The organism is Nostoc sp. LEGE 12454 (assembly GCF_056620565.1).
The window spans coordinates 15,788-39,730 of record NZ_JBWQXL010000009.1 but is presented as its reverse complement, the minus strand read 5'-3'; the positions used below and the strand labels follow the sequence as shown (position 1 = coordinate 39,730).

General features: G+C 42.2%; 21 protein-coding genes. 3 read left to right on the top strand and 18 right to left on the bottom strand.

Annotation, left to right across the window (positions count from 1 at the left end; all coding sequences use genetic code 11):
• On the top strand, positions 1 to 183 hold the full coding sequence (locus AC1F2U_RS12250; RefSeq protein ID WP_480261356.1) for a hypothetical protein: 183 nt from the start codon (positions 1 to 3) through the stop codon (positions 181 to 183).
• Between the two features lie 127 nt (positions 184 to 310).
• Here AC1F2U_RS12250 and AC1F2U_RS12245 read toward each other — a convergent pair whose 3' ends face one another.
• The 5 genes from AC1F2U_RS12245 to AC1F2U_RS12225 all read right to left on the bottom strand — a co-directional run bounded on the left by AC1F2U_RS12245 (position 311) and on the right by AC1F2U_RS12225 (position 7,005).
• Positions 311 to 2,026 carry an alpha/beta hydrolase gene (locus tag AC1F2U_RS12245; RefSeq protein ID WP_480261355.1) on the bottom strand — a complete coding sequence of 572 codons (1,716 nt, stop codon included), beginning with the start codon at positions 2,024 to 2,026 and terminating at the stop codon, positions 311 to 313.
• Positions 2,027 to 2,485: 459 nt separating this feature from the next.
• Complete coding sequence (locus tag AC1F2U_RS12240; RefSeq protein WP_480261354.1) at positions 2,486 to 3,400, bottom strand: ion channel; 915 nt, start codon at positions 3,398 to 3,400, stop codon at positions 2,486 to 2,488.
• 178 nt (positions 3,401 to 3,578) lie between these two features.
• Positions 3,579 to 4,451 carry a YsnF/AvaK domain-containing protein gene (locus tag AC1F2U_RS12235; protein ID WP_480261353.1) on the bottom strand — a complete coding sequence of 291 codons (873 nt, stop codon included), beginning with the start codon at positions 4,449 to 4,451 and terminating at the stop codon, positions 3,579 to 3,581.
• 368 nt (positions 4,452 to 4,819) lie between these two features.
• Positions 4,820 to 5,728, bottom strand: a complete 909-nt coding sequence (locus AC1F2U_RS12230; protein ID WP_480261352.1) for a DUF2382 domain-containing protein — start codon at positions 5,726 to 5,728, stop codon at positions 4,820 to 4,822.
• Positions 5,729 to 6,192: 464 nt separating this feature from the next.
• Positions 6,193 to 7,005 (bottom strand): DUF2382 domain-containing protein, encoded by an 813-nt coding sequence (locus AC1F2U_RS12225; RefSeq protein WP_480261351.1) that lies wholly within the window; start codon positions 7,003 to 7,005, stop codon positions 6,193 to 6,195.
• A gap of 236 nt (positions 7,006 to 7,241) precedes the next feature.
• Between AC1F2U_RS12225 and AC1F2U_RS12220 the strand changes: the two genes are divergently transcribed.
• Positions 7,242 to 7,976 (top strand): DUF1995 family protein, encoded by a 735-nt coding sequence (locus AC1F2U_RS12220; protein ID WP_480261350.1) that lies wholly within the window; start codon positions 7,242 to 7,244, stop codon positions 7,974 to 7,976.
• Between the two features lie 34 nt (positions 7,977 to 8,010).
• Here the strand turns inward: AC1F2U_RS12220 and AC1F2U_RS12215 are convergent, their stop codons facing one another.
• From AC1F2U_RS12215 to AC1F2U_RS12205, 3 genes are all read right to left on the bottom strand, one after another.
• A complete protein-coding gene (locus tag AC1F2U_RS12215; protein WP_480261349.1) occupies positions 8,011 to 8,382 on the bottom strand; it encodes a hypothetical protein in 372 nt (123 codons plus the stop codon).
• A gap of 732 nt (positions 8,383 to 9,114) precedes the next feature.
• A complete protein-coding gene (locus AC1F2U_RS12210; RefSeq protein WP_480261348.1) occupies positions 9,115 to 10,038 on the bottom strand; it encodes a hypothetical protein in 924 nt (307 codons plus the stop codon).
• A gap of 266 nt (positions 10,039 to 10,304) precedes the next feature.
• Positions 10,305 to 13,325: a zinc-dependent metalloprotease gene (locus AC1F2U_RS12205; protein WP_480261347.1), complete on the bottom strand. Its 3,021-nt coding sequence runs from the start codon at positions 13,323 to 13,325 to the stop codon at positions 10,305 to 10,307.
• A gap of 545 nt (positions 13,326 to 13,870) precedes the next feature.
• Here AC1F2U_RS12205 and AC1F2U_RS12200 point away from each other — a divergent pair.
• Positions 13,871 to 15,640 (top strand): pentapeptide repeat-containing protein, encoded by a 1,770-nt coding sequence (locus AC1F2U_RS12200; RefSeq protein ID WP_480261346.1) that lies wholly within the window; start codon positions 13,871 to 13,873, stop codon positions 15,638 to 15,640.
• 148 nt (positions 15,641 to 15,788) lie between these two features.
• Here the strand turns inward: AC1F2U_RS12200 and AC1F2U_RS12195 are convergent, their stop codons facing one another.
• The 10 genes from AC1F2U_RS12195 to AC1F2U_RS12150 form a co-directional block, all read right to left on the bottom strand.
• The gene (locus tag AC1F2U_RS12195) at positions 15,789 to 16,709 is read right to left on the bottom strand and encodes an NAD(+) kinase (protein ID WP_114083479.1); all 921 of its coding nucleotides are present in this window, start codon (positions 16,707 to 16,709) and stop codon (positions 15,789 to 15,791) included.
• A gap of 6 nt (positions 16,710 to 16,715) precedes the next feature.
• Positions 16,716 to 17,021: an NADH-quinone oxidoreductase subunit NuoK gene (gene nuoK, locus AC1F2U_RS12190; protein WP_006199065.1), complete on the bottom strand. Its 306-nt coding sequence runs from the start codon at positions 17,019 to 17,021 to the stop codon at positions 16,716 to 16,718.
• Between the two features lie 59 nt (positions 17,022 to 17,080).
• Positions 17,081 to 17,695: an NADH-quinone oxidoreductase subunit J gene (locus tag AC1F2U_RS12185; RefSeq protein WP_480261345.1), complete on the bottom strand. Its 615-nt coding sequence runs from the start codon at positions 17,693 to 17,695 to the stop codon at positions 17,081 to 17,083.
• Positions 17,696 to 17,859: 164 nt separating this feature from the next.
• Positions 17,860 to 18,444, bottom strand: coding sequence for an NAD(P)H-quinone oxidoreductase subunit I (gene ndhI, locus AC1F2U_RS12180; protein WP_190890175.1), 585 nt, complete (start codon positions 18,442 to 18,444; stop codon positions 17,860 to 17,862).
• A 132-nt stretch (positions 18,445 to 18,576) separates the two neighbouring features.
• Entirely contained in the window at positions 18,577 to 19,695 is a 1,119-nt protein-coding gene (gene nuoH / locus AC1F2U_RS12175) for an NADH-quinone oxidoreductase subunit NuoH (RefSeq protein ID WP_194045704.1), read from the bottom strand.
• A 363-nt stretch (positions 19,696 to 20,058) separates the two neighbouring features.
• The gene (locus tag AC1F2U_RS12170) at positions 20,059 to 21,195 is read right to left on the bottom strand and encodes a citrate synthase (protein ID WP_480261344.1); all 1,137 of its coding nucleotides are present in this window, start codon (positions 21,193 to 21,195) and stop codon (positions 20,059 to 20,061) included.
• A 108-nt stretch (positions 21,196 to 21,303) separates the two neighbouring features.
• Positions 21,304 to 21,798, bottom strand: a complete 495-nt coding sequence (sixA, locus tag AC1F2U_RS12165; protein ID WP_480261343.1) for a phosphohistidine phosphatase SixA — start codon at positions 21,796 to 21,798, stop codon at positions 21,304 to 21,306.
• A 50-nt stretch (positions 21,799 to 21,848) separates the two neighbouring features.
• Positions 21,849 to 22,109 carry a ParE family toxin-like protein gene (locus tag AC1F2U_RS12160; RefSeq protein WP_480261342.1) on the bottom strand — a complete coding sequence of 87 codons (261 nt, stop codon included), beginning with the start codon at positions 22,107 to 22,109 and terminating at the stop codon, positions 21,849 to 21,851.
• Entirely contained in the window at positions 22,106 to 22,342 is a 237-nt protein-coding gene (locus AC1F2U_RS12155) for a hypothetical protein (protein ID WP_480261341.1), read from the bottom strand. Before AC1F2U_RS12155 ends, AC1F2U_RS12160 begins: the two co-directional genes overlap by 4 nt.
• Before the next feature lie 175 nt (positions 22,343 to 22,517).
• On the bottom strand, positions 22,518 to 23,801 hold the full coding sequence (locus AC1F2U_RS12150) for a DHH family phosphoesterase (RefSeq protein ID WP_480261340.1): 1,284 nt from the start codon (positions 23,799 to 23,801) through the stop codon (positions 22,518 to 22,520).
• Between the last annotated feature and the right edge of the window lie 142 nt (positions 23,802 to 23,943).

Below are 23,943 nucleotides of genomic sequence, written 5' to 3'. Positions count from 1 at the left end.
TTGAAGCTAGATGAACTCTACAAAGATATTCTAGAACGGGAGATGGAAATGCGATCGCTCTCCTTAACTCCTGGTACTCTAGTATTATTCAATAGACCTCTTGCAAAAATAGTTGAATCACCCCTCGCCAACCCTCCCCTTGTGAAGGGGAGGGAGCAAAATTTCAAGTTTCCCCTGAATTAAGATGGGATTATCCATAGTTTTTGCTTCTCAAAAATCCTCTGCACCTACTTTACTCCGACTTGTGTATACACGGTAGCTTATAAAAGGGAGGGATTTAGGGTGAGGGCTTTTGATTTATGCAAGGGGTCTATTGCCTCAAAGGTTGATAAGGGGTAGAAGTAGGTTGAGGATTTGATGGTTTGCTAGACTGGGGAGTTGACCCACTCCAAACTTGATTTAACTGAGCTACCGACAACGACTGTAAAATACTAAGATTAAGCGGCTCTTTGCTGATAAATGTGGCGTAGGAAGGCTGCAAATAGGAGCGGTATTCAGGACGGTTAAGGAGATGGGTTTCTAAAAAAGCGACGCTGAGGGCGTTGAGATAGGAATAAACAGCAGCACGATCGGGGCCTAGCAAGGCAGGTGGCACAGGTAAGACATCGTTTTCAGGAGTAGGTTCAGCGATCGCTGAAAAGTGGGTGGCATTTTCAATCAAAGCCAAGTACTTATTGGAGTCAGAAAGCCAGGTAAAGGGGCGAATTTGCTCAAATACGGGTGGTGCGAAAACATCTTGACTACCTGCTACCAGCATGACGGGAATTTTAATTTGACTGATTTCCCCTTGACCCAAAACTGAACTGTCAATCGGATTAATCGCAATGATGGTCTTGATGCGATCGTCTTTGAGTTCGTAATTCTTTGGAGGTAACTCGTTTGCTTGACACTGCAAAAACAGCGACAAATTAAAGGATGAATTATCGGGATTACAATCTTGGCGCAATTGCTCAAAGTTAATATTGGCTCCTGCTAAAGTCAAAACAGTATAACCACCAAAGGATTGACCGATCGCTCCAACTTGCTGAAAATTGAATTTTCCCTGGAGAGTGGGATCGGATTTATCTAGACGCTGGAGTTCATTGAGTAGATATTTGATATCCAAGGGTCGGTTGATAAATTCTGCTGCATCTGGCGGCGCTGCCAAACCCGCAAAATATTGTTGAAAGCGTTCGGCATTACTACCAGGGTGTTCCAGTACAGCAACGGCAAAACCGTATGATGCTAGATGTTCAGCCAGGTAGACAAAGGTAGAACGGTCTGAGGCCAGTCCGTGAGAAATTACAATCAGCGGAAAGGGAGGCGAGAATAATTCTCCAGTGTTTTGCGAACCTGCTGACGGCAGATAGATATCTACAGGTAGACGGCGCGAGCGAGAAATGTCATTTAACTCCAGGCTTTTTTTCTGCCAGGTGAATTTTCCTGGCGATCGCAAATCTGGTTTTTGGGAGAAATCAATATTGGAAGTGGCTGCTTGAGCGATCGCTTCTTTTTGCAGAGAGGCAAAAACTTCATCTTTTCTTTTAATCAATTGCGACAAGTCATCGACTATCCTTAATCCCTCTGTGAAATTTACCCGTATAGTATCGCTAGGAAATTTCCGCAGTAAATTCACAACCGTTAACCCCTCTTTTTGATCGGCAGCAGACAAAATTAAAGAGGCACGTATGGCATAGAAGCCATTATTTCGAGACTCAGTGAGGAGTAATTTTCCCAGTTGTTGCACCAACTGCTCGCCTATCGGTGAGTAGGTAACTTGAGATACTAGTGTAGGAGTGAGATTAAAGCGCTGCTGGAGTAAATCCCGCAGTTGAGCAAGTTGTTCAGGAGTCGCACGGCTAGCATAAAATGACAAATCTTGATCGATTTTGCCCTCTTTAGCAAAGGTTTCCAGCGAGTCCACGGATAAAGAAAATTCGCCGAAGGGAGGATAATAAAAGCTAATGCGTTCAGCCCCCAAACCGGGAGTAGCAGTCAAGAACGTAGATAGCAAACCTAAACCCAGATATCTCAAAAATTTTTTCATTAGAAAAACCCACTATCTAACCCTGCTTAAACTTGTTTGGGCAGGGAGGAAAGCGGGGCGGGATCTATAACCGCTTTCCTGTTGAACTGGTTTAGATATATCAAACAGGCTACAAGCACAATAAAGCAAGTACTTACCAGAAATTTGACAGGAGCTTTGAACGAGCAAAATACATGAGTAGCAAATTTTTCAGCCAAACAGCATCAGTAGAGAGATAATAGATATAGAGATCAAAATAAGTTATATGTCCTTTGCTTCCTGCGCCTGTTGTGTTGTCGTCCTCAACCAACAACAAGAGCAAAATATCTCCTACCAAAACCAGTGCCAGGATGTGCCAGTTAACCACAGTAAGAGCACGGTTAAAAATTGCACTGTAATTGAAAATGGCCGGGTGGTCGTTAAACCCTTACAACCACCACTCAATCAGACTTCCGAGTAACTTTCAGAAATTTCACCCCTTTACTCTAAAGGTAAAACATCGTGGAAGCGGTTGTAATCAATGTAGCGATGTCCATCGGGTGTGTGGTGAAAGATATCGACAAATTGATTGTTCCACAAAATCTCATTTGCACTATAGCTATGACGGGCATGAACAACCTGGGCAACCGTTTCATCAATGCCACTCAAAGAGACAATCAGTATAGTATTTGTCTGGGTTAACGATTCTGGTGTCATCCCATACAAAGGACTAAACTCATCAATGACATGCATCACTGACCAGCTTAACGTGAAGCTAGGTGTTTGGTTCCTCACCAGTTTGAGATCGTGGAACCGACGCATGAACTGTCCTTCTAAGGTTACTTCGTCGCGCATTAAGTAGACTCGCATCTGCGCCTCCAAAATTATATTGCGACGCCGATTAGCGCTGCGAAATATCAGAGTCGGCATCGCATTATGAGCTGTAATGACAGCAACACGGCTAAAGAGTACACGGGCTGTAGGTCGAGAGAACCGAGCAAAGGCTAGTCCTGTCATCACAGCAATTCCCACCAAACCGATCATTGCTTCAATAGTGACAATAATGTTGGCGTAAGTTGTTTTCGGATACATTGCCCCATAGCCAATAGAAGCTAAGGTTTGGACGCTAAAGAAAAAGACATCTAAAAAAGAGCCAGGTTGGGCGTTGGCAATACAATCTCCTCCTATCAAGTAAGCTAGGGCAAATAGAGCATTAATAGTTATATAGAAAGTACAAATCAGCAGCAGAAAGCCAGTCCAGGGAATCGTTAGCAGCAGATGATAGGGATCGCGCCAGTAGGAATGCCATGCACCCATACCTATAATCTCAAATTTTCCATTTTGAACTTGAATCTTAATCGGTGAGATCAAACGCTGTCGTTTCTTGGGTGAAAGTCTCTTCAGTCGAAATTTCATTGCAAGTAGCCAAAAGAACGGCAACTACTTAGTATTGTAAATTAAGTTGCTTTAGAGACATTCACTCTAGACAATTAAGCAGTAGGGAGCGGAAATTTAAACTTTCTTTTCTTAAATCAGCAAAAAAAATAGGGTGTGCAATGCCCACCCTACTAATTTATCTGCTAGAAACTTATTGTTATGGCTTTAGTGATTGACCTTTAGAACAGCGGTCAAACCACTCCTGGTATTTTTTTTGCTGCGACTCATCTTCAACAGCAATGGTAACACGCACCTGCTTACAGCCGTTATTTCGCTCTAGTGCGATCGCATTCAATAATAAATTAGCAATTTTAGGTGAGCTAAACTCGCCGCTTACCGTTAAACTGTTGTCATGTGTTTCAAGCCTTTCTACTTCCGTCAAATCAAGGGCAGGAATTTCTCCTTCTCCTAAATCGATTTCTGCGAGTTGTTTGTGTTCGGGGCTTATTTGTTCCACAATCAGCTTTTCACGCCGGACAGGAACTTGTACCATCCGAGTTTCAATTACTTTGCGAACAATTACTTCACCAACTTTACGCTTACTGCTTTCAACAACTAGTCGTTCTTCTAGTAGACGAATAATCTGTTCTTCATGAATCTGTTCTAAATTATTTAATGACTCGACTGGGCTATTTGTCGTTTGATTGTTAGCTACTTGCTCAGTTGAGTTAAAATCGCCTGGTGTCTCTGATTCTAAATATTCAGGCATATATTCAATTTCTGATTTGTTTAAGTCTATGAAAACAGATTGAGTCGGCTTGTCTATTTTTTTTATTCTCTGGCTCTGCAACTGAAATAAAGAAGGATGTTTATCAGCTAACTGCTGGCTATATTCAGCAGTTTTTTGATTAGCCTGGTTCGATATAACCAGGTTTAGCCGACGATTACCATCCACAATTAAATCATGAACTACTCCTACTAGCTGACCTTGATTATCAAACACAGCAAAATTGTTCACCTTCTTTCTTAAATCTGCCAGCGAGGAGATAGTGCGAGAATTACCCTTTGCCTGTAAAGTATTTTTTGCCATAGTTTGGCTATTCATCTGGAAAGTTTACTAACTGCTTTCTACTTAGCTAAATTAAATGTATTAATCATCTGGATACCATTTAGAAAGTCTTTGCGATCGATAGATTTATCCAACTCATATCCAGAGTAATATTTGCAATCAAAAATCCTAAGTGGTATCAATACTTTTCGGTTAACCGGGAAAGGGGAAAGGGTAACGATTTGAATTTACCTTTCCCCAAACCAAAAGAGAGATTGTTGGGTTTATCCGAAAAGGATTGTAAGTGGTATCAGTTATTGTAAGGACAGGTAAAGCCAATTTAACTGCTTCACCTGTACTGTGTAGAATTAATTATTAGTCATTAGCTAGTAACTAATGACTATGTATAGTTAGCGTTCTTCAATCGGAAGATTACCAGAATTCACATCTAACTCTTCACGACGCACAGTTTCTTGAGTTTCAACTGTGTCTTGATCGACTACTTTTCTAACTCTGACTTCTTCACGCAAAAATGCTTCTTTGCGAACATCAGGAGTTTCTTCATGAATTTCTATGCGAGCAACTTCGCCTTCACGGAAGTCTGCTTCGCGCCCAGAAACAGCCGTACCTGCATCTGCTGGAGTTACACGTTCAATTACTACTCTTTCTCTTTCCACTGGCACTGCAATCCGTGCGGTATCAGTTTCAACATGCTTGCCAATGGTTACTTCTCCAGTTTTTTGGCGTCGTTTGCTGGCAATCAGCCGTTCTTCATACAATCTCAGAGTTTGATGATCTTGCTCATTTAACCCGTATAAAGCAGGCTCATTTTCGTAAGTGTAGCTATCACGAGCGTAAGTGGGAGTTGTACCTAATGGTGCTACAGGCGTTCCTAAAGGATCTAATCCTGCTACAGAGTCTAATGGTGTTGCAGCTTCTACAGGAAGGTTGTTGTAGTCTGTGGGTTGGCGATATACCCCACGCACCCGTTCTTCATAGTCGTAATCAAGGGTTTGACGTTCATCGAACTCAGGCAAATCTTCAGCTTGCTCTCTAGTCAAACCAATTGTGTAAACGCGATCGACGTTATAGTCGATACGGGCGCGGCCAATTGGTAGTAATACTTTTTTACCAAAAATCCAGAAGCCTAAGTCAACAACTAGATAGCGAAAATGACCTTCTTCATCAACTAAAACATCGCTAACAGTACCAACTTTTTCATCAGTTCCCTGTGTATAGACACCCAGCCCTTTAATGTCATGACCATCAAAACTCTCTTGATAGCTAGGCTCAAAATCTTCTAGTTTGTAAAGAACCATTATGTTTAACCTCAAATATTTTTTTTCAATCTCTTAATAACTAAACTAGACATTTATTTATTTTTGTACATCCTTCTGCCGAATGAATTATTTCCAGGGTTAAATAATCGAAAGTTATAGATAATTTTGATCGATATGGCTAACTAGAGACATGAAATTGGGAGCATTTCACTTGACTCTTGTAAAGATATGTCTAGCTTTAGTACGCGGGGTTCACCAGATATATGAAGTTTTTCAATGCAAAGTTTTGTATCTTGTATCTTTGATCTGTAGATGGTTTCTCAAAATATAATTTTTTGAATGTTAAGATTATCTACTTTTTAGAAAGTTGAGAATGTTGTTATTGCATAAAAAATACAGGCAGAGATAAAATTAACTTTGCCTGCATGATAATTTTTAGATAAATCTATCAAACAAATTTATAAACCAGCTAATTAAATAGCTTTATATGCAGTAACACCAGATTATTGGACATCTAAATTACCCGTAGTATCAACATCTAATTCTTCTCGACGAATGGTGTCTTGTGCTTCCACAATGTCCCGTTCTACTACTTTTTTCACCCGGACTTCCTCACGCACAAACGCTTCTTTCTGTATCTCAGGCGTTTCTTCGTACACTTCTATGCGTGCTACTTCCCCTTCTTGAAACTTAAGTTCATTGGGATTTATAGCCTTTCCTGCTTCTGTTGGTGTAACTCGCTCAATCAGAACTCGTTCTTTTTGAACGGGTACTGTAACGCTTACAGTTTCTGTTTCAATATGCTTACCAACCGTTACTTCTCCGGTTTTGATGCGTTGTTTGCTGGCAATTAATCGTTCTTCATAGAGTTTAAAAGTTTGATGAGATTGCTCATTCAACCCATATAAATCTGGATCTTTTTGGTAATTGTATGTATCGCGATCGTAAGTCACACCGCTAGTTGGAGAACGAAATACACTACGTACCTTTTCTTCGTAATCATTATTAAAGATCGCGTCTTCTGTATGATCGGGTAAACCTTCTATTTGCTGTCTGCTTAACCCGTCAACATAGACGCGTCTTTCTGGATAACTGATCCGGCAAAGACCAATTGGTAGTAAGATTTTCTTGCTAACAAAATCTAAGCTTATATCAATAATTAAATACCGGAAATGACCATCATCATCAACTAAAACGTCAGCAACTGAGCCAACTCTGTCTCCTCCGCCAGTATAGAGATCCAGCGCTTTGAGATCGTCTCCGCCAAAAGTGTCTCGATAATTTTGGTCAAAATGTTCAAGTTTATGAAGAGGCATACGCTGTTTCTAAGTTGTTTATAAGGTTTATTTTCTAGTGTAAAAAATATTGCGCTAAGTATCCTCCTGCTGACGACTGAGTTTAATGGAGATATTTGAGGATTTATATTATTAAGGGAATACTCAATTGAAACAGCCCTGCATTTTCAGGGGATTGGGCGATCTCATCTGCGTAAGTCCTAATTAAGAGCCAATACTGAAACAATAGAAGTAGACACTACAGAACCATGCAGATTATGAGTGAACTTCCAAATACTCTTGAAGATGCGATCGCCCAATCTCGTACAGCCGTCCAAGCTGCCCTTGCAGATGGCTGTACTCGCATACAAGTTGAGCTCCTGTTTCCAGAACTGAAGTTTATGCCGGTAGCGGAACAATTTCTGCCGGCATTTACAGATTATGATTCCCGTTTGAAAATTTTCTTTGCTGACGCTGGCGCTGCGGCCCTAGCCCGACGTGATTGGGCAGATGCACCATTTCAAATTTTGGATATTGGTACGGGTAGGGCTGCTTCATTGCAGACAAAAATTCAGCCAGAGGATGAAATTTTCTTATTCATCGCCCCGACATCCGTAGAAGTGCCGCAGTTGGAAAAGCTGTGTGAAGTAATAGGCGATCGCCCCTTAGTCTTGTTAAATCCTCGTTTAGAAGATTCTGGAACCGTGGGTATTGGTTATACAGCGAGAAAAATCCGCGATCGCTTTATCAGTACCATTGAATCCGCCTATTACGTGCGCCCCATAGACGATGAAAGTGCCCTATATCGCTGCTACCCAGGACAGTGGGAAGTTTGGCTGGAAACCGCCGGCGAATATCAAAGAATTGCCGAATTACCCACAAAACCATCTGGTGATGATTTGGATCTCATTGTTTCAAAAGGACAACCGCAAACAACAACAGAAGCGACACCTGCGAGAAAGCCCAGTGTGTTTAAGAGTTTGCAACGATTTTTAAAAGCGTTGAGTAGTTAGTGGTACTTAGACAAAAAACACCCAAAAAATAGTCTCAAACCACATGCACGGTTCTTAGGGAAGTGCGGAGGGGCGACCCTCCAATCTTACCCGCCCTCTTACTAGCCGTTACCGAACTAAAAGCTACTGCTACTGCTGGAGTCACAGCTACTGCTGCTGCCAGAATCATTGCTACTGCTACTGCTGGAGTCACAGCTACTACTGCCAGAATCATTGCTACTGCTACTGCTGGAGTCACAGCTACTGCTGCCAGAATCATTGCTACTGCTACTGCTGGAGTCATAGCTATTACTGGAATCATTTCCTCCAGTATTACCAACATCCCAACTACTGTCGCTGTTACTAAAAGAGTTACCATTGCTTCTACGACTTTTACGGGAACTGTTTCTACCAGATGAAGTAGCACCTTTGATGAGGGCGATGAAGCCCAGTACAATCAGTAAAAATATAATTAAGCTCCACATAGTTTTTATCCTGAGGTAATGATTGCCATAACTAACTTCAATTTCTTTGGTTGTGATTACAGATTTCATCTAACCTGGCAGGCGCTGCCTCGATATCCTGCCAAATCAACTCAAGATACAGCAGTTTTCATTTGCATGAAGTACAAAGCTATAGGTTTTGAGGCAGCAGACAGGAGGCAGAAACTCTGTATATTCTGATTTTGAGTCCTGCATTTTGTACCTCACTTACTTGCAAACTGCTGTATTTGTAAAATATTTTGATGCGATCGCTCTTATCTCAACCACATCAATTGTTGTTCCGAATTTCATCAAACTTAGCACGCAGAGCCTGAATATCGTGTTTTGGTACTTTGATCGCCACGAGTAAATTAGAGTAGTTATCGGTAAGTCAGCAGCACCAACCGTTCTTAATCCTAAAGCTATGATGAAAGTACTTCGCTAGAAAACTCTTAAATACCATGATACTTGAAAACCTTGAAGCTGAATTTTTGGCACTTCCAAAAGACTCTCAACCTGCACTACTGGCTCGACTTCTTGAGCACTTAGGAAAAAGTGGCGAAATTGATCGAAAAATTGCATTCATCTAGGCCCAGGAAGCTGAACTGCGCGAGCGAGAAATGGATAGCGGTAAATTGAGTGGTATTTCGATATTTATGCTTTCGGCGATATTTATATTAATCTAAACATTGACCATAATATAGTTTTTTATCATCATTTTTTGAATGGTCTTCATATATACGATAGTGGCAAAACTCGTCATGAGCGCAGCCTTTTATTATAGCAGTTCCTTTTGTGCCTACTATTTCTAGACTTATTACTGCCCAATCATCGCCATCTAAATCCATACTCCACGATTTTTTTCCTTCAGCTAATGCAACATTTTGAATTTCTCCAATTAGAGATACGATCTCAGAACAAGATTTAATTTTTTCTATCGCCTCTTGATATTTATTAGGAAATTGTTGTGTTCCCCAAAAGTGTCTTAATTGATTTGGAATAATTAACCCAGGAGACGGATTGTAATCAGAAGTTTTAAATATTATTAAAAAAATGAATATAATTATAAATATTGCAGGAGTAGCATAAAATAATCTTTTGATTCTACTAATTGGTTTGCGAACTTGAAATTTACAACCAAAACAAATTAAAATAAATACAAGAGGATATGAATAAAAAACTACAGTTCCAAAAATTAGGTTTATTGCGTTTACTATCCAAATAATTAGTTCAAAAATAACTGCATTTTTAGAAATACCTGTAACCAAGATCGATAGACCAACAGACATGGAAAATAAACCACTAATAAATGATTCGATTTGTGTATTTACACTTAATCTTGATATACAGCCTATAAATACAAACAAAACTAAGATTATCGGATTATAGTCTTTATTATTATTTTTAATTATCCAAAGCAAAATTATACTGGAAACTAGTGAAATAAATAAGGCTATGACATAACTAAAGGGATAATCATAAGGCGATAGTAACCAAAATCCAAAAAAATGATTGAGGTTTAATAGAGTTGATAAAGCAAGAGCTAAGAAAAAAGGTATACTCCAAAGAAATATTTGGAAAGTCAGGAAAATGGCATTCATGAAATAATTTTTTTTCGGTTATATATTACTCTAATTGTTCAATATATTAATGATAAATTTAATAGACAACCGTATTTATTCAGAAGAAAATAAAGTTTTAGATATATTGGCTTATCGAAATTCAAAAATGTAGCCGCCTCAATTTCAATTCAATAATACTTAAGCAAAAAGCCTTTATCCCACAACATAATCAATATATTTTGCTAAAATCATAGGAGAAAAAGAGGAGTTAGTAATTTTACTATTAACTCCTCACTCTTAATTTTTTAATTCGCTTGCAACGGTGCATTCAAGACTTTCTCGATGCGATCGCGCGTTTCTAATAAGTGCGCTTTGGTATATTCATCCTCAGAATTAACACCCTTAAGTTTCTCATCAAGTTGCTTTAGTTTATACCAAGCTAGAGTGCGAGCATCTTCTGGAACATTTTCTTTTCGCAATACCATATCTGTCAAAATGTCCAAATATTGACGCTGCAAGCCTCGCCGCAAACTGGCGATTTTCATTGGTTTACCTTTTGGTTGGATAACTTCCGTCCAAATACCTGATTGCAAAGTGTCAAATAGTTCTGGTAAAGTCAGTGCTTTTCCTTCGGGAGTTTTGAGTTCAATATCCTTGAGACGAGAGAGGCGATCGCTTGAGAGTAAATCTCGCAACACAGAACCCTGCATCAGTAGCACCAAGTCATGAATGGGAAAATCCAAACGACCAACTTGTGGAGAACTACCCCAATGTCGCCAACGGGAAGGTGCTAATTTATTCAGTAATTCTGGTGAAAAACTCAGGGCGTCTTCTGCAAATACATATTTTTGCAGCGTTTCTAAAGCTTGCCGTTGTTCTTCAACTGGCACTGGTTCAAATGGTAAACGGTGTTGGGGGACTCCAGAGACTTTCTCGGCAGGTAGCTCGCTGGGGTGAATGCGATAGAAAGATTGTCCGCCAATGTATTTTGTGGTGAAATATATTTGCTGGAAATAGTTACCTAATACTGTGCTAAAACGTTCGCTGACATCGCTATAACTATCACCAGCCATTGGGAAACGTTTATCCAGACGTTCCCACATCACCCGCGAATTATTCAATTGCCACTGAGAATAAAGCAGCACATTACCGCTGTTATCCCAAGCATTAGCTGTGGGGTCAAGGTCATATACATCTTCATCTGTAGAATAACTCAACTCTGGCTTGTAGGATTGTGCAGCAATTTCCTCCAAAATTGGCTTTTCTGCTAGAGGAGTTGATGTCTGAATTGTTGTGTAGCCGTACTTAATTGCCCAGTCATCATAAGGCCCCACCATAGTAGGAAAATAATCTCCTTGTTTTGTATTTTGAGGGGCGATATTTGGGGGAATATAGTCCATGACAGAAGTTGTCAGACCTTTATTTTTGGTAATTTCTGTATTATTCATCTCCTGTGGTGGTAGCAGTGTACTACCACGGAAGTTATGACGTAAACCAAGAGTATGTCCAACTTCGTGAGCGATAATTAAACGTAAATATTGATTAATATATTCTTTTACCTTGTCTGGAGTAGCCATAGTATCAGGCAGCAGTGACATCGCCAGCGAACCAAAGGCAAACTGGTTAGCAGCTTCCATGCCATAGCATAAATCGTACTCGCCTGCCATTTTTGATAAACGATTCAACAACCCCTCTTGTCCTTGCATCTTCTGGGGTACACCATTGTTTTTCTCATCTAAACCATTGGCGCAAAGTAGACGATTTTGCATCAAAGCTGATAAAGTCGTGCGATTTTCTGTTTGGCTGGGTTGGATGATTTTGCGATATTCACCCTTGAGTGCGCGGATAAAGCTAGCATCTACGAGAATATCTGCATCCAAAATTTCCCCTGTCAATGGGTTAACGCGGGATGGCCCCATCGCAAAGTAGCCATCGACTGTGTTGATCCAGCGAATCGTGTTGTAACGAATATCTGCCGGGTCCCAGGTAGCATCATCTGGCATTTGGCGGACTTCAATTGCATCCTTGAATCCGGCTTTGAGAAAGGCTTTGTTCCACATGAGAACGCCTTCTTTCATGGCATCGCGGTATTCTAAGGGTACAGCGTTATCAATCCAGAAAACAATCGGTTTTTTGGGGTGAGAAATGACTGCTTTCGGGTCTTGTTTTTCTAAATGCCAGCGATTGATGTAGCGGACAAAAGAATCGCCGCGATCGTCGTCTTTGGATAAATCTTGATAGGCGGTGATGAAATAGCCGATGCGATCGTCAGCAAGGCGCGGTCGATAATCTAGATCGGGTAGTTGGGAGAAACTGTAGTGAACGCGGAGGGTAAAGCCACGGTTGTCAGCTAGCGACCCAAAGTTTGTCACTTCACTGTTGGGGTCAACGCTACTAGAGTAATTCAAAATAGACTCGACTTCTAAGTTTTGGGGAAAGGCTTTAGCAGTACCAAAATAGGACTGGCTTGTGGTTTTTGGAACTCCTAAACCTACAGATAATCCAGCTAAGTCTGTGAGTAACAAATCTTCCAAGTCAATGAGAATAGTTTTGCGTTCTGGATGAATGCTTTTAATGGCAATGGTGTAGAGAACAGAATCACTAAACGATCGCGTCAGCGATCGCACCTGGGGATCTCCCTCACGAGTGCGAAAATTCACATTGCGGATGACAAAGTGTAATTTATCATCCACCCGTTTGAAATAAAACAAAAAATCTTGCAGAGGCATACCACTGTAAATACCCTGTTCGCCAATACCCGATTCCAGGGTTGCCGTAGCTAGGTAATTTTTATTAAGTTGTTCTGGCTTAATTTCTAGATAAATCTTATTCTTTTCTTTATTACGATAAAGGGTGAACAATCCCCCAGATTTTTGGGTGTTTTTAATTACTTCGTTAAATGGCTCTAAATCATCCTTTGCTGTTGGTTTCGCGGTAGTACTAGGCTTTGTATTTGCTTTCGCTGAGGGGTTTGCAACTTGTAAAAATGGTTGTTGACCTGCTTGTTTCAGGTTTTTTACTATCCAAATAAATGGTTGAGGCTGTGCGGGTTTATTTTGATTAACTACCCAAACTTGATTTGACGGTAGCCTCTGTTTCTGAGGAATATTAATATTATTTGATGATAAGGCTGAGATTTTCGTTGAAGAAGCTTCTGTCGGTAACTGACTATTGAATTTCTCTCCACTTCTGACTGTAACCACATTTTCTCCAACAATATGCTTGGCGGTATCAACATTGTTAACAAACGGTGACTTAGCGCTAGCTGTCGCTATTCCTAAAAATAAACTATGTAACAAAATCATATAAAAGGTTAATCTGTTCATCGCATTCATTACCTGATAACTATCTCTTGTTAATTTTTAACTTTTGCAAAGCCATATAGCTTGCCCTCTGGCGATTATCTTAGCTGCTTTATATTAAGCAATAAACTTTCAGTTTAAATTTTAATTGCCATTTTTCCGCTTTGTTATGCTGTTTTAGTGTAGGATTTTTTCTAACAATTGCATCTCCTACAAATAGTAAGTATGATTTTTACATCAGACTGGGAAATTTCTTGGAGAAAAAGTATCACAAATTAGCTAAATCATAGAATTAGTTGATCTGGGAAATAATTTTGAAGTTAACACTTTATTTATATTATGAGAGGAAGCTTAAGGCTACTACAGGTGAGCGAGAAGCCGCCATTCAGAAACGCCATTGGCAATTTCATCAGAAGTAGCCTACCCTAAATATCGCCAACTCATGATTTTTTTACTATAGTATTTATTTATACTATTGATTGTTGGGAATGCAAAGCAAACTGGCAGAGAAAAGTTTTTAATTCGGGATTATCAAAAACAGTTATTTAAATGTAACAACGGAAACAAAAATGTCAACATATTTATCTCAAGTTTGGCAGCTGCTGAGAAATTATGTGAGGGGTACAAGGTTACAAGAGATGCCAAAGACCACATCCCTAGAAACTGAAGCAGTTTTACCTCTAGGAAAAAATATTAAAGAACCAGACAAAAGCGTTAGATTAGGTCAAGATAATTTGCAGGAATATTTATACTCTCCAAGGCTGCAAAAAAGCTTAGAAAAATGGACAGTACCAAAGAACGGTTTGACTTCTCAGACAGACGATCGCACATTGGGCACTTTATCCACTGGGTTTTGCTTTAAAGTATGCGATCGCCAGATGTATGAAGAGATTTATGATTTATTGGGCAATGCTGCCCTGAAACCTGAAGTAGTCAACCAACTAATGGAATTGGTCGTGACTGGTCAAAAAATTCGTCCAGAATTGCTTTTTGGGCGGCTAGAAGATTTTTATCGTCGCTGGTGTCAGGGAGAATTTATCGATGGCACACCAGATGATAACCTGCCTCAGAAAACAAAGTTAAAGCTAGCGGCACAAAATATTGCGATCGGGTTGAGACAGGTAGATATATATACAGGGCTGAACGTACTGATTTTATTACTAGAGTTACACCGTTACGCCCAAGGGCAAGATGAACTCAAACAAAAAATCACCTTCTACCCATCTGCCCAACCAGACACAGACAATTTTTTCACATCCCAACTGCTGCGGATTATTAATTATAGCGATGCCCTGGAAATTGGCAACTTTAGCAGTATAATGGGACAATTCCTCAAAGGCGGCAACTTTAGGGGTGCTTACCTCGGCGATGCCAACCTTACCGGGGCAGACTTTAGCGGTGCTGACCTAAGTCTTGCTTATCTCGGCGATGCCAACTTAACTGGCGTAAACTTCAGCGGTGCCAACCTTAGCGGTGCCAACCTCGGCGATGCCAACCTCAGCGGTGCCAACCTCAGCGGTGTTAACCTCAGCGGTGCCGACCTCAGCAGCACCAACCTTAGCGGTGCTAACCTTAGCTGTGCCAACCTTAGCCGCGCCGACCTCAACCGCGCCGACCTTAGCAATACCAACCTTAGCCGCGCCGACCTTAGCCGCGCCGACCTCAACCGCGCCGACCTTAGCAGCACTAACCTCAGCCATGCTGACCTAAATAACGCCATCCTTTTCGGTGCAAATCTGAGTGAAGCCAACCTTAATAGCGTCAGCCTTAGCCATGCCGACCTTTGCCGCGCCGACCTCAGTGGTGCTGATTTGAGTCACGCTATCCTCAACGGTACTAACCTCAGTGACACAATTCTTTTCAGTACCAACCTCAGCGATGCTATCCTGGTTGCCGCAGACCTCAGCTATGCCAAACTTAACGGTGCCAAACTTAACAATGCCAGACTTAACGGTGCAATGTTCTTAGGTGCCGACCTCAGCGGTGTAGACCTGAGTCGGGTGATTCTCAACGAAGCCGACCTCAGCGGCGTGATTCTCAACGACGCTGACCTCAGTGGTGCTGACCTCACTGACGCTATCCTGTTTGGCACAGACTTCAGCTATGCCAACCTTAACAGTGCTAACCTTAGTGGCAGTAACCTCAGTGGTGCTATCCTCAACGGCGCGGATCTCAGCCATAGCAACCTCAGTTATGCCATTTTGGGTGGTGCAGACCTTAGCGACGCCAATTTAGAAGAGATGATCTGGGGTAAAAAGCAGCAGTGGGAAGGCGTGCGGGGATTAGAGACAGCAGTTAATGTACCGGAGGCATTGAAGGAAGAACTGGGACTGAATTGAGATGAGGCGAGATTTTATCCTAAACTTTAAAGAGCCAATACATTTTATAAGTTTTCCCCCTAATTAGAAAACCCCCAGATGAATCCAGGGGCTTGGGTAATTTTGATTGCGATCGCAATCTGCGGTAAATGCACTCTAAAATACTTAATTAATTACGGTGATTATTGCTGTAGTGAACCCTTGTACCTGCCCACAGCAACTTCTCCCGCAGCGTCTGATAGTAGGAATTGTTCTCGCGCAAAATAATAAATTTAGCCCGACACTCTGCCATCCGCACATCAACGCGGTGTCCCGGCCAAATTGAAGTTCCCAAAACTCCATCTGTCCACAGCTTGGTACTCAAATCGTAATCCCCCAAAGGCCAAATACTCACCACAGAACCAGGGGGTAAAACGAGGGGACGACTAGAAAGGCTCATTGCACAAATAGGAGTGATGGTAAGCGCCTCCATACCGTCATGCATAATTGGTCCATTCGCAGAAACGGTGTAACCTGTCGAACCTGTAGGAGTGGAAATAATCAACCCATCCCCGACGTATTGATCGACTACCTCACCATCGATTTCCATTTCCAGAATTGAGGTGATCATTCGGTCAGCGGAGGCGGGTTTGACACAGAATTCATTCAAAGCCAGGTAACGTTCGCTCACTGGTTCTAAATTAGATCCATGACCCTCATACACCGCAGCTTGCAACATCATCCGTCGTTGGATAGCATAGCGATCCTCAAACAGCCGATCCCAAACTTTCTCTGTATCCTGAAACTCTTCTACTGACTCAGTTAAAAACCCCAGATGACCTCCCACATTCACTCCCAGAATTGGGATACCAGCTGGGGCTAAATGTCTGGCACCAGTTAAAACAGTACCATCGCCACCAAGTACCAAGGCGAGATCGATTGGTTGAGCCGCCGAAGCCAAAAAGACTGGATAAGGGTTGTCTTTCGGCCCGCTAGGCCCCATCAACACCTGGCACTCGCGACTTTCTAGTTGTTTCGCACAGATTTCTGCCCATTGTTTGCTCCGGGCATCCCGCGCTTTATAAGCAATGATTACCTGCTTGAGTTGCACGCACAATTACCACTTCAGGAGATTAAACTGCTCCATATCGACGGTATCGCGGTTGCGATAAATGGCCAGCACGATCGCTAAACCCACCGCCGCCTCGGCTGCGGCCACGGTAATCACAAATACTGTGAAAACCTGACCCTTAATTAATGTTGAGTCGAGGAAGTTGGAAAATGCCATTAAATTCAGGTTAACAGCATTGAGCAATAATTCAATTGACATCAGCACCCGCACAGCGTTGCGGCTAGTAATTAAACCGTAGATGCCAATGCAGAATAAAGCTGCTGCTAGTAATAAAAAGTACTGGAGTTGCATGAATCTGAGTATCCCTCCTGAAAAAACTGGCTGTTTATCTGCGACTCAGGTTGCAAATATTACTCTTTTGTTTCGCTGGTTGTTGATACTAGTTCTCTGGGGCGTTCTTGCAAAGTCAAAACAGTTTGCCCTAGCTTGGATGGTGTCAACAGGTCTGGCAAATACTCGCGGCGTGCCAAAATAATTGCTCCTACCATTGCTATCAGTAGCAAAATGGAAGCTAGTTCAAAAGGCAGTAAAAAGTCAGTGAAGAAATGTTCTCCAATTAAAACTATAGAACTTTCGCCACCCGCCACCGGAGCAGCTGAGTAAGCCCAAGGAGTAGCCAGCACCATCGTACTTAAAAGACCAAACAATCCTATACTTACTACACCCGTAAGTGCTTTTCGCACCCAAGAGTTAGGAAATGCTACAAAATTCTGCCGCTTGTTCACCAACATAATGGCAAACAAAATCAGCACGTTAACCGCCCCAACGTAAATTAGTATTTGTGCTGCTGCAACAAAATCAGCATTTAGCAACAGGTACATTCCCGCTATGCTGATAAACACACCCCCCAGCAAAAAGGCAGAATAGACGATGTTGGAGAACAGCACTACACCAATGGCTGCCCCAATCATCATTACGCCCAGTATGCCAAGTGATACTAACTGTACTCCTTCTGCTAGATTCACTGTTTTTTGTCCTTAATCATTGGTCATTAGTCATTGGTCATTAGTCATTGGTCATTAGTCATTAGTCACTTGTACTGAGTTTCGACTGCGCTCAACTACCGCGTAGTCGAAGTATTAGTCAAATAACAAAGGACAAAGGACAAATGACAATGGACAAATGACATTTATTTTTCCGTTTGTTCTACCAAGTCTTCTGGACGCGCACCTGCACGTGGCGCATCTGCGGGTAGTCCGTGAGGTTCGAGGACGCCTTTGGGTAGGTAAACTAGTTCGCGCAGTGGTGTCACCATTGGGTCATCTGTTACTTTATACGGCAGACGACCTAGCGCCACGCTGTCATAATTCAATTCATGGCGATCGTAAGTGGAAAGCTCATACTCTTCTGTCATCGATAGACAGTTAGTGGGGCAAAATTCCACACAATTACCGCAAAAGATACAAACTCCAAAGTCAATGCTGTAGTGGTTGAGTTTTTTCTTTTTGCTGGCTTTGTCGAATTCCCAATCTACTACAGGCAGGTTAATCGGACAAACGCGAACGCAAACTTCGCAAGCAATGCACTTATCAAATTCAAAGTGAATTCTACCGCGAAACCGTTCGCCAGGGATCAGTTTCTCGTAAGGGTACTGTACAGTAATCGGACGCCGCCGCATGTGGTCAAAGGTGACAGAAAGTCCCTGACCAATGTAACGCGCAGCTTGTACCGTTTCTTTGGCGTAATCACCAACTTGTTTTAGGAACTTTAGCATTTTTTGTCTCTCTTTTAAGGGGATAAAAGTTAGGAGTGAGGAGTGAGGAGTTAAGAGTGAGGAATGAGGAGTTAATTAAAAACTCATAACTCATAACTCATAACTTATAACTCCTAACTCTTAACTCTCTCATTACCCGCCGAAGGCGAAGGGAAAGGCTAGTTTCAGGGCAGCGGTTAATAGGAGATTAACCAAACCAACTGGCAACAAAAACTTCCATCCTAAATCTAACAGTTGGTCAATCCGTACCCGTGGCACTGTCCAGCGCAACAGGATGGCGACAAACACTAGTAAATAGGCTTTGAACACGGTCATGGTGATGCCCAAAGCCGCAGTTACTATCTGGAACACGGGATTTAATTCACTGACTCCCAGCCAACCAGCGATGAGGTTGAGGGGAATAGGAAAGTCCCAACCGCCCAGGTAGAGAATTGCTACTAGTAAGGAAGAAAGGATTAAGTTAACGTATGAACCCAGGTAGAACAGACCAAATTTCATACCTGAGTATTCAGTTTGATAGCCTGCGACGATTTCTTCTTCCGCTTCGGGTAAGTCAAAGGGTAATCGTTCGCATTCAGCGAGGGCAGCTATCCAAAAGATCAGAAAACCAATTGGTTGTCGCCAAATGTTCCAGCCCAGAATGCCGTAGCCAGATTGTTGATTGACAATATCAACAGTGTCGAGGCTATTAGACATCATAGCGATCGCTAATACCGCTAACGCCAAAGGAATTTCATAACTAATAGATTGCGCTGCTGCCCGCAAGCCCCCTAAGAGGGAGTATTTGTTATTAGATGCATAGCCAGCCATCAGCAAGCCAATGGGTTGAATGCTTGACAAGGCAATCCACAAGAATACGCCCATGCCCACATTGCTAATTACGATATTCTGTCCAAAGGGCACAATCAGGAACGACAGAAACACCGGAATTACAACAATAATGGGGCCGAGGGTAAACAGCCAGGGGTCAGACTTGGCTGGTACTATATCTTCTTTAAATACCAGCTTCAGACCATCCGCTACAGGCACCAGCAACCCAAAAGGCCCCTGGTATTCTGGCCCAATTCGCTGCTGTGCGGAGGCAGAAATTTTCCGTTCTAACCAAGTAGCAACTAATACCCCCACTGTTGCCCCAATCAGCATCAGTATCATTGGCAGCGGCATCCAAATTGCTTTGGCTGTTCCTGCTGGTATACCTAAATCCCGGAGGGATTCAATAAAAGTTCCTTGGAGGTCAATTCCTGAATTCATGTTTCCGCTCTTTAAGACATCGAGTCATGGTGAATTACAACTATTAGTTAAATTAATACCTGTAAATTCACCCATTTTTAATTTTTGCTGTGATGACGCCCGATTGAAGATTTGTTGCCAATTCCCATGCCTAGTATATCGTTGGATGGTTTGACCACCCTGAAGCGAGATGAGAATTCTACTTATGGTTGGCATTGAGATTGGCTATTGAGGGATGGGGGAGCAGGGGAGCAAGGGGGCACGGGAGCAGGGGAGCAGAGGAGAAGTTGTAGTAAGTCTTTCCTCTCTGCCCCTCTGCCCCTCTGCCCCTCCGCACCTCTGCCTCTTTTACCCAATGCCCTATGCCTCATACCCTATGCCCATTTACCGTTGCTCAATGGGGGTATAAGTAACTTCGTGCAGACCGTTGTAAACCTGGGTAGGACGGAAAATCCGATTTTCTGCTAGTTGTTCTTTCCAATGGGCTAGCCAACCGGCAACGCGAGCGATCGCAAATATTGGCGTAAACAAGTCTGTGGGAATTCCCATCTTTCTATACACCAAACCTGAGTAAAAGTCAATATTTGGATAAATTCCTTTGCTACCGAGTTTTTCTCCTACCACTTGTTCCATTTCTAGGGCAATATCATAGAATTTATCATGCCCAAACTTTTCAAAGAGCTGTTCTGCTAGTCCTTGTAAAATTATGGCTCGTGGGTCTTTTACTTTATACACACGATGTCCAAAGCCCATAATCTTAGATTTAGTTTGCAGACAATGCTCTATGTAGGGACGGACATTTTCCACAGAGCCAATTTTTTCCAACATCTGAATTACTTCTTCATTGGCTCCACCATGTAGAGGCCCGCCCAAAGTTCCCACAGCACTAGCAACCACAGCGTAAGGATCGGTCAAGGTGGAAGCTGTCACCCTAGCACTGAAGGTAGAAGCATTCATTGTATGCTCGACTTGAAGTATCAAGCAGATATCAAAAATCCGCGCCATCAGAGGATCGGGTTCTTGCTCATTGAGCATGTATAAAAAGTTAGCGGAATAGTCTAAATCATCACGGGGACGCACGGGATCGTTGCCTTTTCGCATCAGTTGGAACGCCGCCACCATCGTCGGAATAGTTGCTATTAGCCGCACTACTGAATCTCGAATATAGGCAGGATTATGTAAATCCCGGAGCGAATAAAACAAACCTAAAGCCGCAGCAGAGGCTTGCAAGGCATCCATTGGGTGGCCGCTTTCTGGAAAGCATTTCATCATGTCCCGAATGCGGTATTTTATCCGTCGGTGGTAACGAACTTCATGCTCAAATGTTTCCAGTTCTTCTTTGCTTGGCAGTTTACCCCAGATTAAGAGATAAGCAGTTTCTAGGAATGTACTTTTTTCTGCTAATTCCTCAATCCTAATGCCACGATATTCTAGTATTCCCTTTTGCCCATCAACATAGCTGATACTTGATTGAGCGGCGGGAATGCCTTCTAGACCAGGCTTGTATTCGCACACCATCATGGCAACACCATTTGCTTTTTGAAATATCTGATCGAGCTAACTTACCAGAAATTTATTGTCGCCATAACAGTAGCCGTTCTAACAACAATCGAAAATGTTGAAAAACTGTTACAGCAGGTACTTGGGTGGTGTCAACCAAAACATCTGACTACGACCCAGAGGAGAACCTGTTTCTGGTAGTTTTATCCCAATCATACCTGCTTTTTTCAAGACTAAACTTTCTTTGACTTCTCCCCACAGGAGAATTTCTGCCCAATTGGTTAAATCAGGTTCGTGTCCAACCAGCGCCAGTTGGGTATTTTGAGAATAATTTCTTGGTTCTAACCAGTCTTTTAGCCAACTAGAAATTTGACCATCGTGGGCGAGGTGGCTAGATTCCTCTAACTGGGAGCTTAGTTTTTCTGCTATTAGGATTTCAGCCGTTTGGCGGGCCCGTACTAAGGGACTGGTGAGAATTAAATCAAAGTTTAAACCTAATTTAACAAGTTTCTGGGCAACTTTCTCAGTTTTTTGCCTTCCTTCTTTGGTGAGGCTGCGCTCCTCATCCTTGATGCCTAATCCCTTGTCTTCGGCGATGCCATGACGAATTAAGTATAGTTCCATACTTTGTATTATGAGCGATCGTTAGGCTGCTCTCATGAAATGTTAGAACACTATCCACCACTTAGCAATCTGTCATACTCTGGATGCGATCCAATCCAAAACCATACAAAATTATCATCTTCTTTTACAGCAAGCGCCCGATAATATATACCAATAGGCACTGACCAAAACTGACCGACTTTTTTGAAATGCAATGATGGATATTTGGGATCTTCCCGAAGAAACTCGTAACATCGATCGGCAAGCTCTTGAATATCAATTGGTAACTGGCGATAGTAATACCAAAAATCTGGGGTTGCTCGATGTTTCACAGATCGGTACAACGCCCTTTTCGGAGATGTTTGAGTGCTTTCTCTGCCAATACATCTAACCGACCAGCAGCCACATCTTCTTCAATCTGTTTATCCCAGGATGCTGCATCGAATTCCGCAAACCAGGCACGAAAAGCAGCTAGATCCTGTGATGAAAGTTGTGTCTGCTCTACCCAAGCATAAAAATCTTGCTCATACAGAGTTTGTAAGATTTGGAGTTTTATAGACTTCATGGCGCTCCTTCTTCACAAATAAATAGGTAGGCGCAAGTTAACTTTGATTTAGTTCAGCATTCTTCATAAAACCCAAATTCCCGACTTTTATCAAAAATCGGGAAGGGATGCTATCTGAACAAACACTTTGACTGCTGCATTAGTTAGGAGTTCTTTGCGTCTCCTTGATATCTCTCTACTCCGACTGAATGGGATTGTCTCTAGGATTAACTAACCTCAGCAGTTTTTGCTTAATTTGAGCGTCGAATACTTCCCATTTCATTTTCGCATAAGCGGAATTTTCGTTGCTGCCAGATAAGAAGCCCATCGGAATTTCAAAGCCGCCTGCGCTTGTTCTTCCACCGCCGAAAAAGCGCCCTGCACTATCTTGTCCAAAGGCTTCTTTGATAAATTCATCGGGGTCAAGCGTGAGTTTGCTGGTTCTCAAGGAGCCGATGACTATTTCCAGTTCTTCGTCTTCATCGTGAACAATGCCGTAAACTACAGCGGTATGGACGTTTTCTTCGGTGACGAGAAAATCAGCCGCTTGGGGGATGGCATCACGGTCTTCGTAGCGTAAATAACCAACACCAGCAATGGAAAAGTTATTTTGGACGATGCGATTTTTTAGCGATCGCTCGATCACATCCATTACCCGCTTGGAACGGTTGGCTTGTAAAATGGCATTCAGCAGTTGGGCGTCATAAAATCGGCTTAAATACGCCGCTGCCATAAAATCTTCTTCTTGCGCTTGCATAAGCCGATTTGTATCCGATCGCAAGCCATGCATCAAGGCAGTAGCGCATTTGACGTGTTGATTTATGCTGCTATCTAATGCTAATAATCCTGTTTGGAGGTATTGAGTAAAAATGGTTGCCGTCGCTCTTACATAAGGACGGATATCCTCAAACTCTGAGTGCAGATCGCCTTGGATACTGTGATGGTCGATGAGTACCACTAGGGGAATTCCAGCCTGCTGCACCGCTGACAGGAGTTGCGAAGTGGTTCCCTGGTTGTCAATTAATACAAAACCTTGATAAGATGACAAATCTTTTGTTTTCAAGGTTTGCGTTGTCCAGCGTTGGATAGGTAAATTAGTCAGCCTTACCAAGGCAATATTTTCTTGATGGCTCAATGCGCCAGCATAAATGATTTCACATTTGATATCATATTGCTGGGCAATTAACTGATAAGCCCAGGCACAGGAAAGGGCATCAGGGTCAGGAAAATCTTGTAAAATTACGAGTTGGCGATCGTGTCGGTGTGCCAAAAGGGTTCTTTGCAGTTCTTCTGACTTTTGTTGTGCCAGAGAGTTACCACGGTTACTGAGATATATAGCCCCATCACCTACCGATGGCGGTAATGATGGACTCTTAAATGCAACTTCCACTGGCGCTTTCTCGATTTCAGGTTCCTCTGGGTTTGGCTCTGTGGTCAATGACAAACTCTCAAACTGAGTAACGGGAGAATTAAAGTACATAGGGAACTTTTTTAAAGTGTGAGGCTCCTTTAATTCAGAAATACTACGAGCAGCAATTCCCTGAATTTAGCCACATTAATTACGATCTTCGCAAAAATCTCCAGACATTGCACTATACATCTAAGTATATTTCTTGTCAGTA

Bases quoted from the DNA above. Each gene is read 5' to 3' on its own strand.
- AC1F2U_RS12245 (WP_480261355.1), bottom strand. From the start codon at position 2,026: ATGAAAAAATTTTTGAGATATCTGGGTTTAGGTTTGCTATCTACGTTC.
- AC1F2U_RS12240 (WP_480261354.1), bottom strand. From the start codon at position 3,400: ATGAAATTTCGACTGAAGAGACTTTCACCCAAGAAACGACAGCGTTTG.
- AC1F2U_RS12235 (WP_480261353.1), bottom strand. From the start codon at position 4,451: ATGGCAAAAAATACTTTACAGGCAAAGGGTAATTCTCGCACTATCTCC.
- AC1F2U_RS12230 (WP_480261352.1), bottom strand. From the start codon at position 5,728: ATGGTTCTTTACAAACTAGAAGATTTTGAGCCTAGCTATCAAGAGAGT.
- AC1F2U_RS12225 (WP_480261351.1), bottom strand. From the start codon at position 7,005: ATGCCTCTTCATAAACTTGAACATTTTGACCAAAATTATCGAGACACT.
- AC1F2U_RS12220 (WP_480261350.1), top strand. From the start codon at position 7,242: ATGAGTGAACTTCCAAATACTCTTGAAGATGCGATCGCCCAATCTCGT.
- AC1F2U_RS12210 (WP_480261348.1), bottom strand. From the start codon at position 10,038: ATGAATGCCATTTTCCTGACTTTCCAAATATTTCTTTGGAGTATACCT.
- AC1F2U_RS12205 (WP_480261347.1), bottom strand. From the start codon at position 13,325: ATGAACAGATTAACCTTTTATATGATTTTGTTACATAGTTTATTTTTA.
- AC1F2U_RS12200 (WP_480261346.1), top strand. From the start codon at position 13,871: ATGTCAACATATTTATCTCAAGTTTGGCAGCTGCTGAGAAATTATGTG.
- nuoK (WP_006199065.1), bottom strand. From the start codon at position 17,021: ATGCAACTCCAGTACTTTTTATTACTAGCAGCAGCTTTATTCTGCATT.
- ndhI (WP_190890175.1), bottom strand. From the start codon at position 18,444: ATGCTAAAGTTCCTAAAACAAGTTGGTGATTACGCCAAAGAAACGGTA.
- nuoH (WP_194045704.1), bottom strand. From the start codon at position 19,695: ATGAATTCAGGAATTGACCTCCAAGGAACTTTTATTGAATCCCTCCGG.
- AC1F2U_RS12170 (WP_480261344.1), bottom strand. From the start codon at position 21,195: ATGATGGTGTGCGAATACAAGCCTGGTCTAGAAGGCATTCCCGCCGCT.
- sixA (WP_480261343.1), bottom strand. From the start codon at position 21,798: ATGGAACTATACTTAATTCGTCATGGCATCGCCGAAGACAAGGGATTA.
- AC1F2U_RS12155 (WP_480261341.1), bottom strand. From the start codon at position 22,342: ATGAAGTCTATAAAACTCCAAATCTTACAAACTCTGTATGAGCAAGAT.
- AC1F2U_RS12150 (WP_480261340.1), bottom strand. From the start codon at position 23,801: ATGTACTTTAATTCTCCCGTTACTCAGTTTGAGAGTTTGTCATTGACC.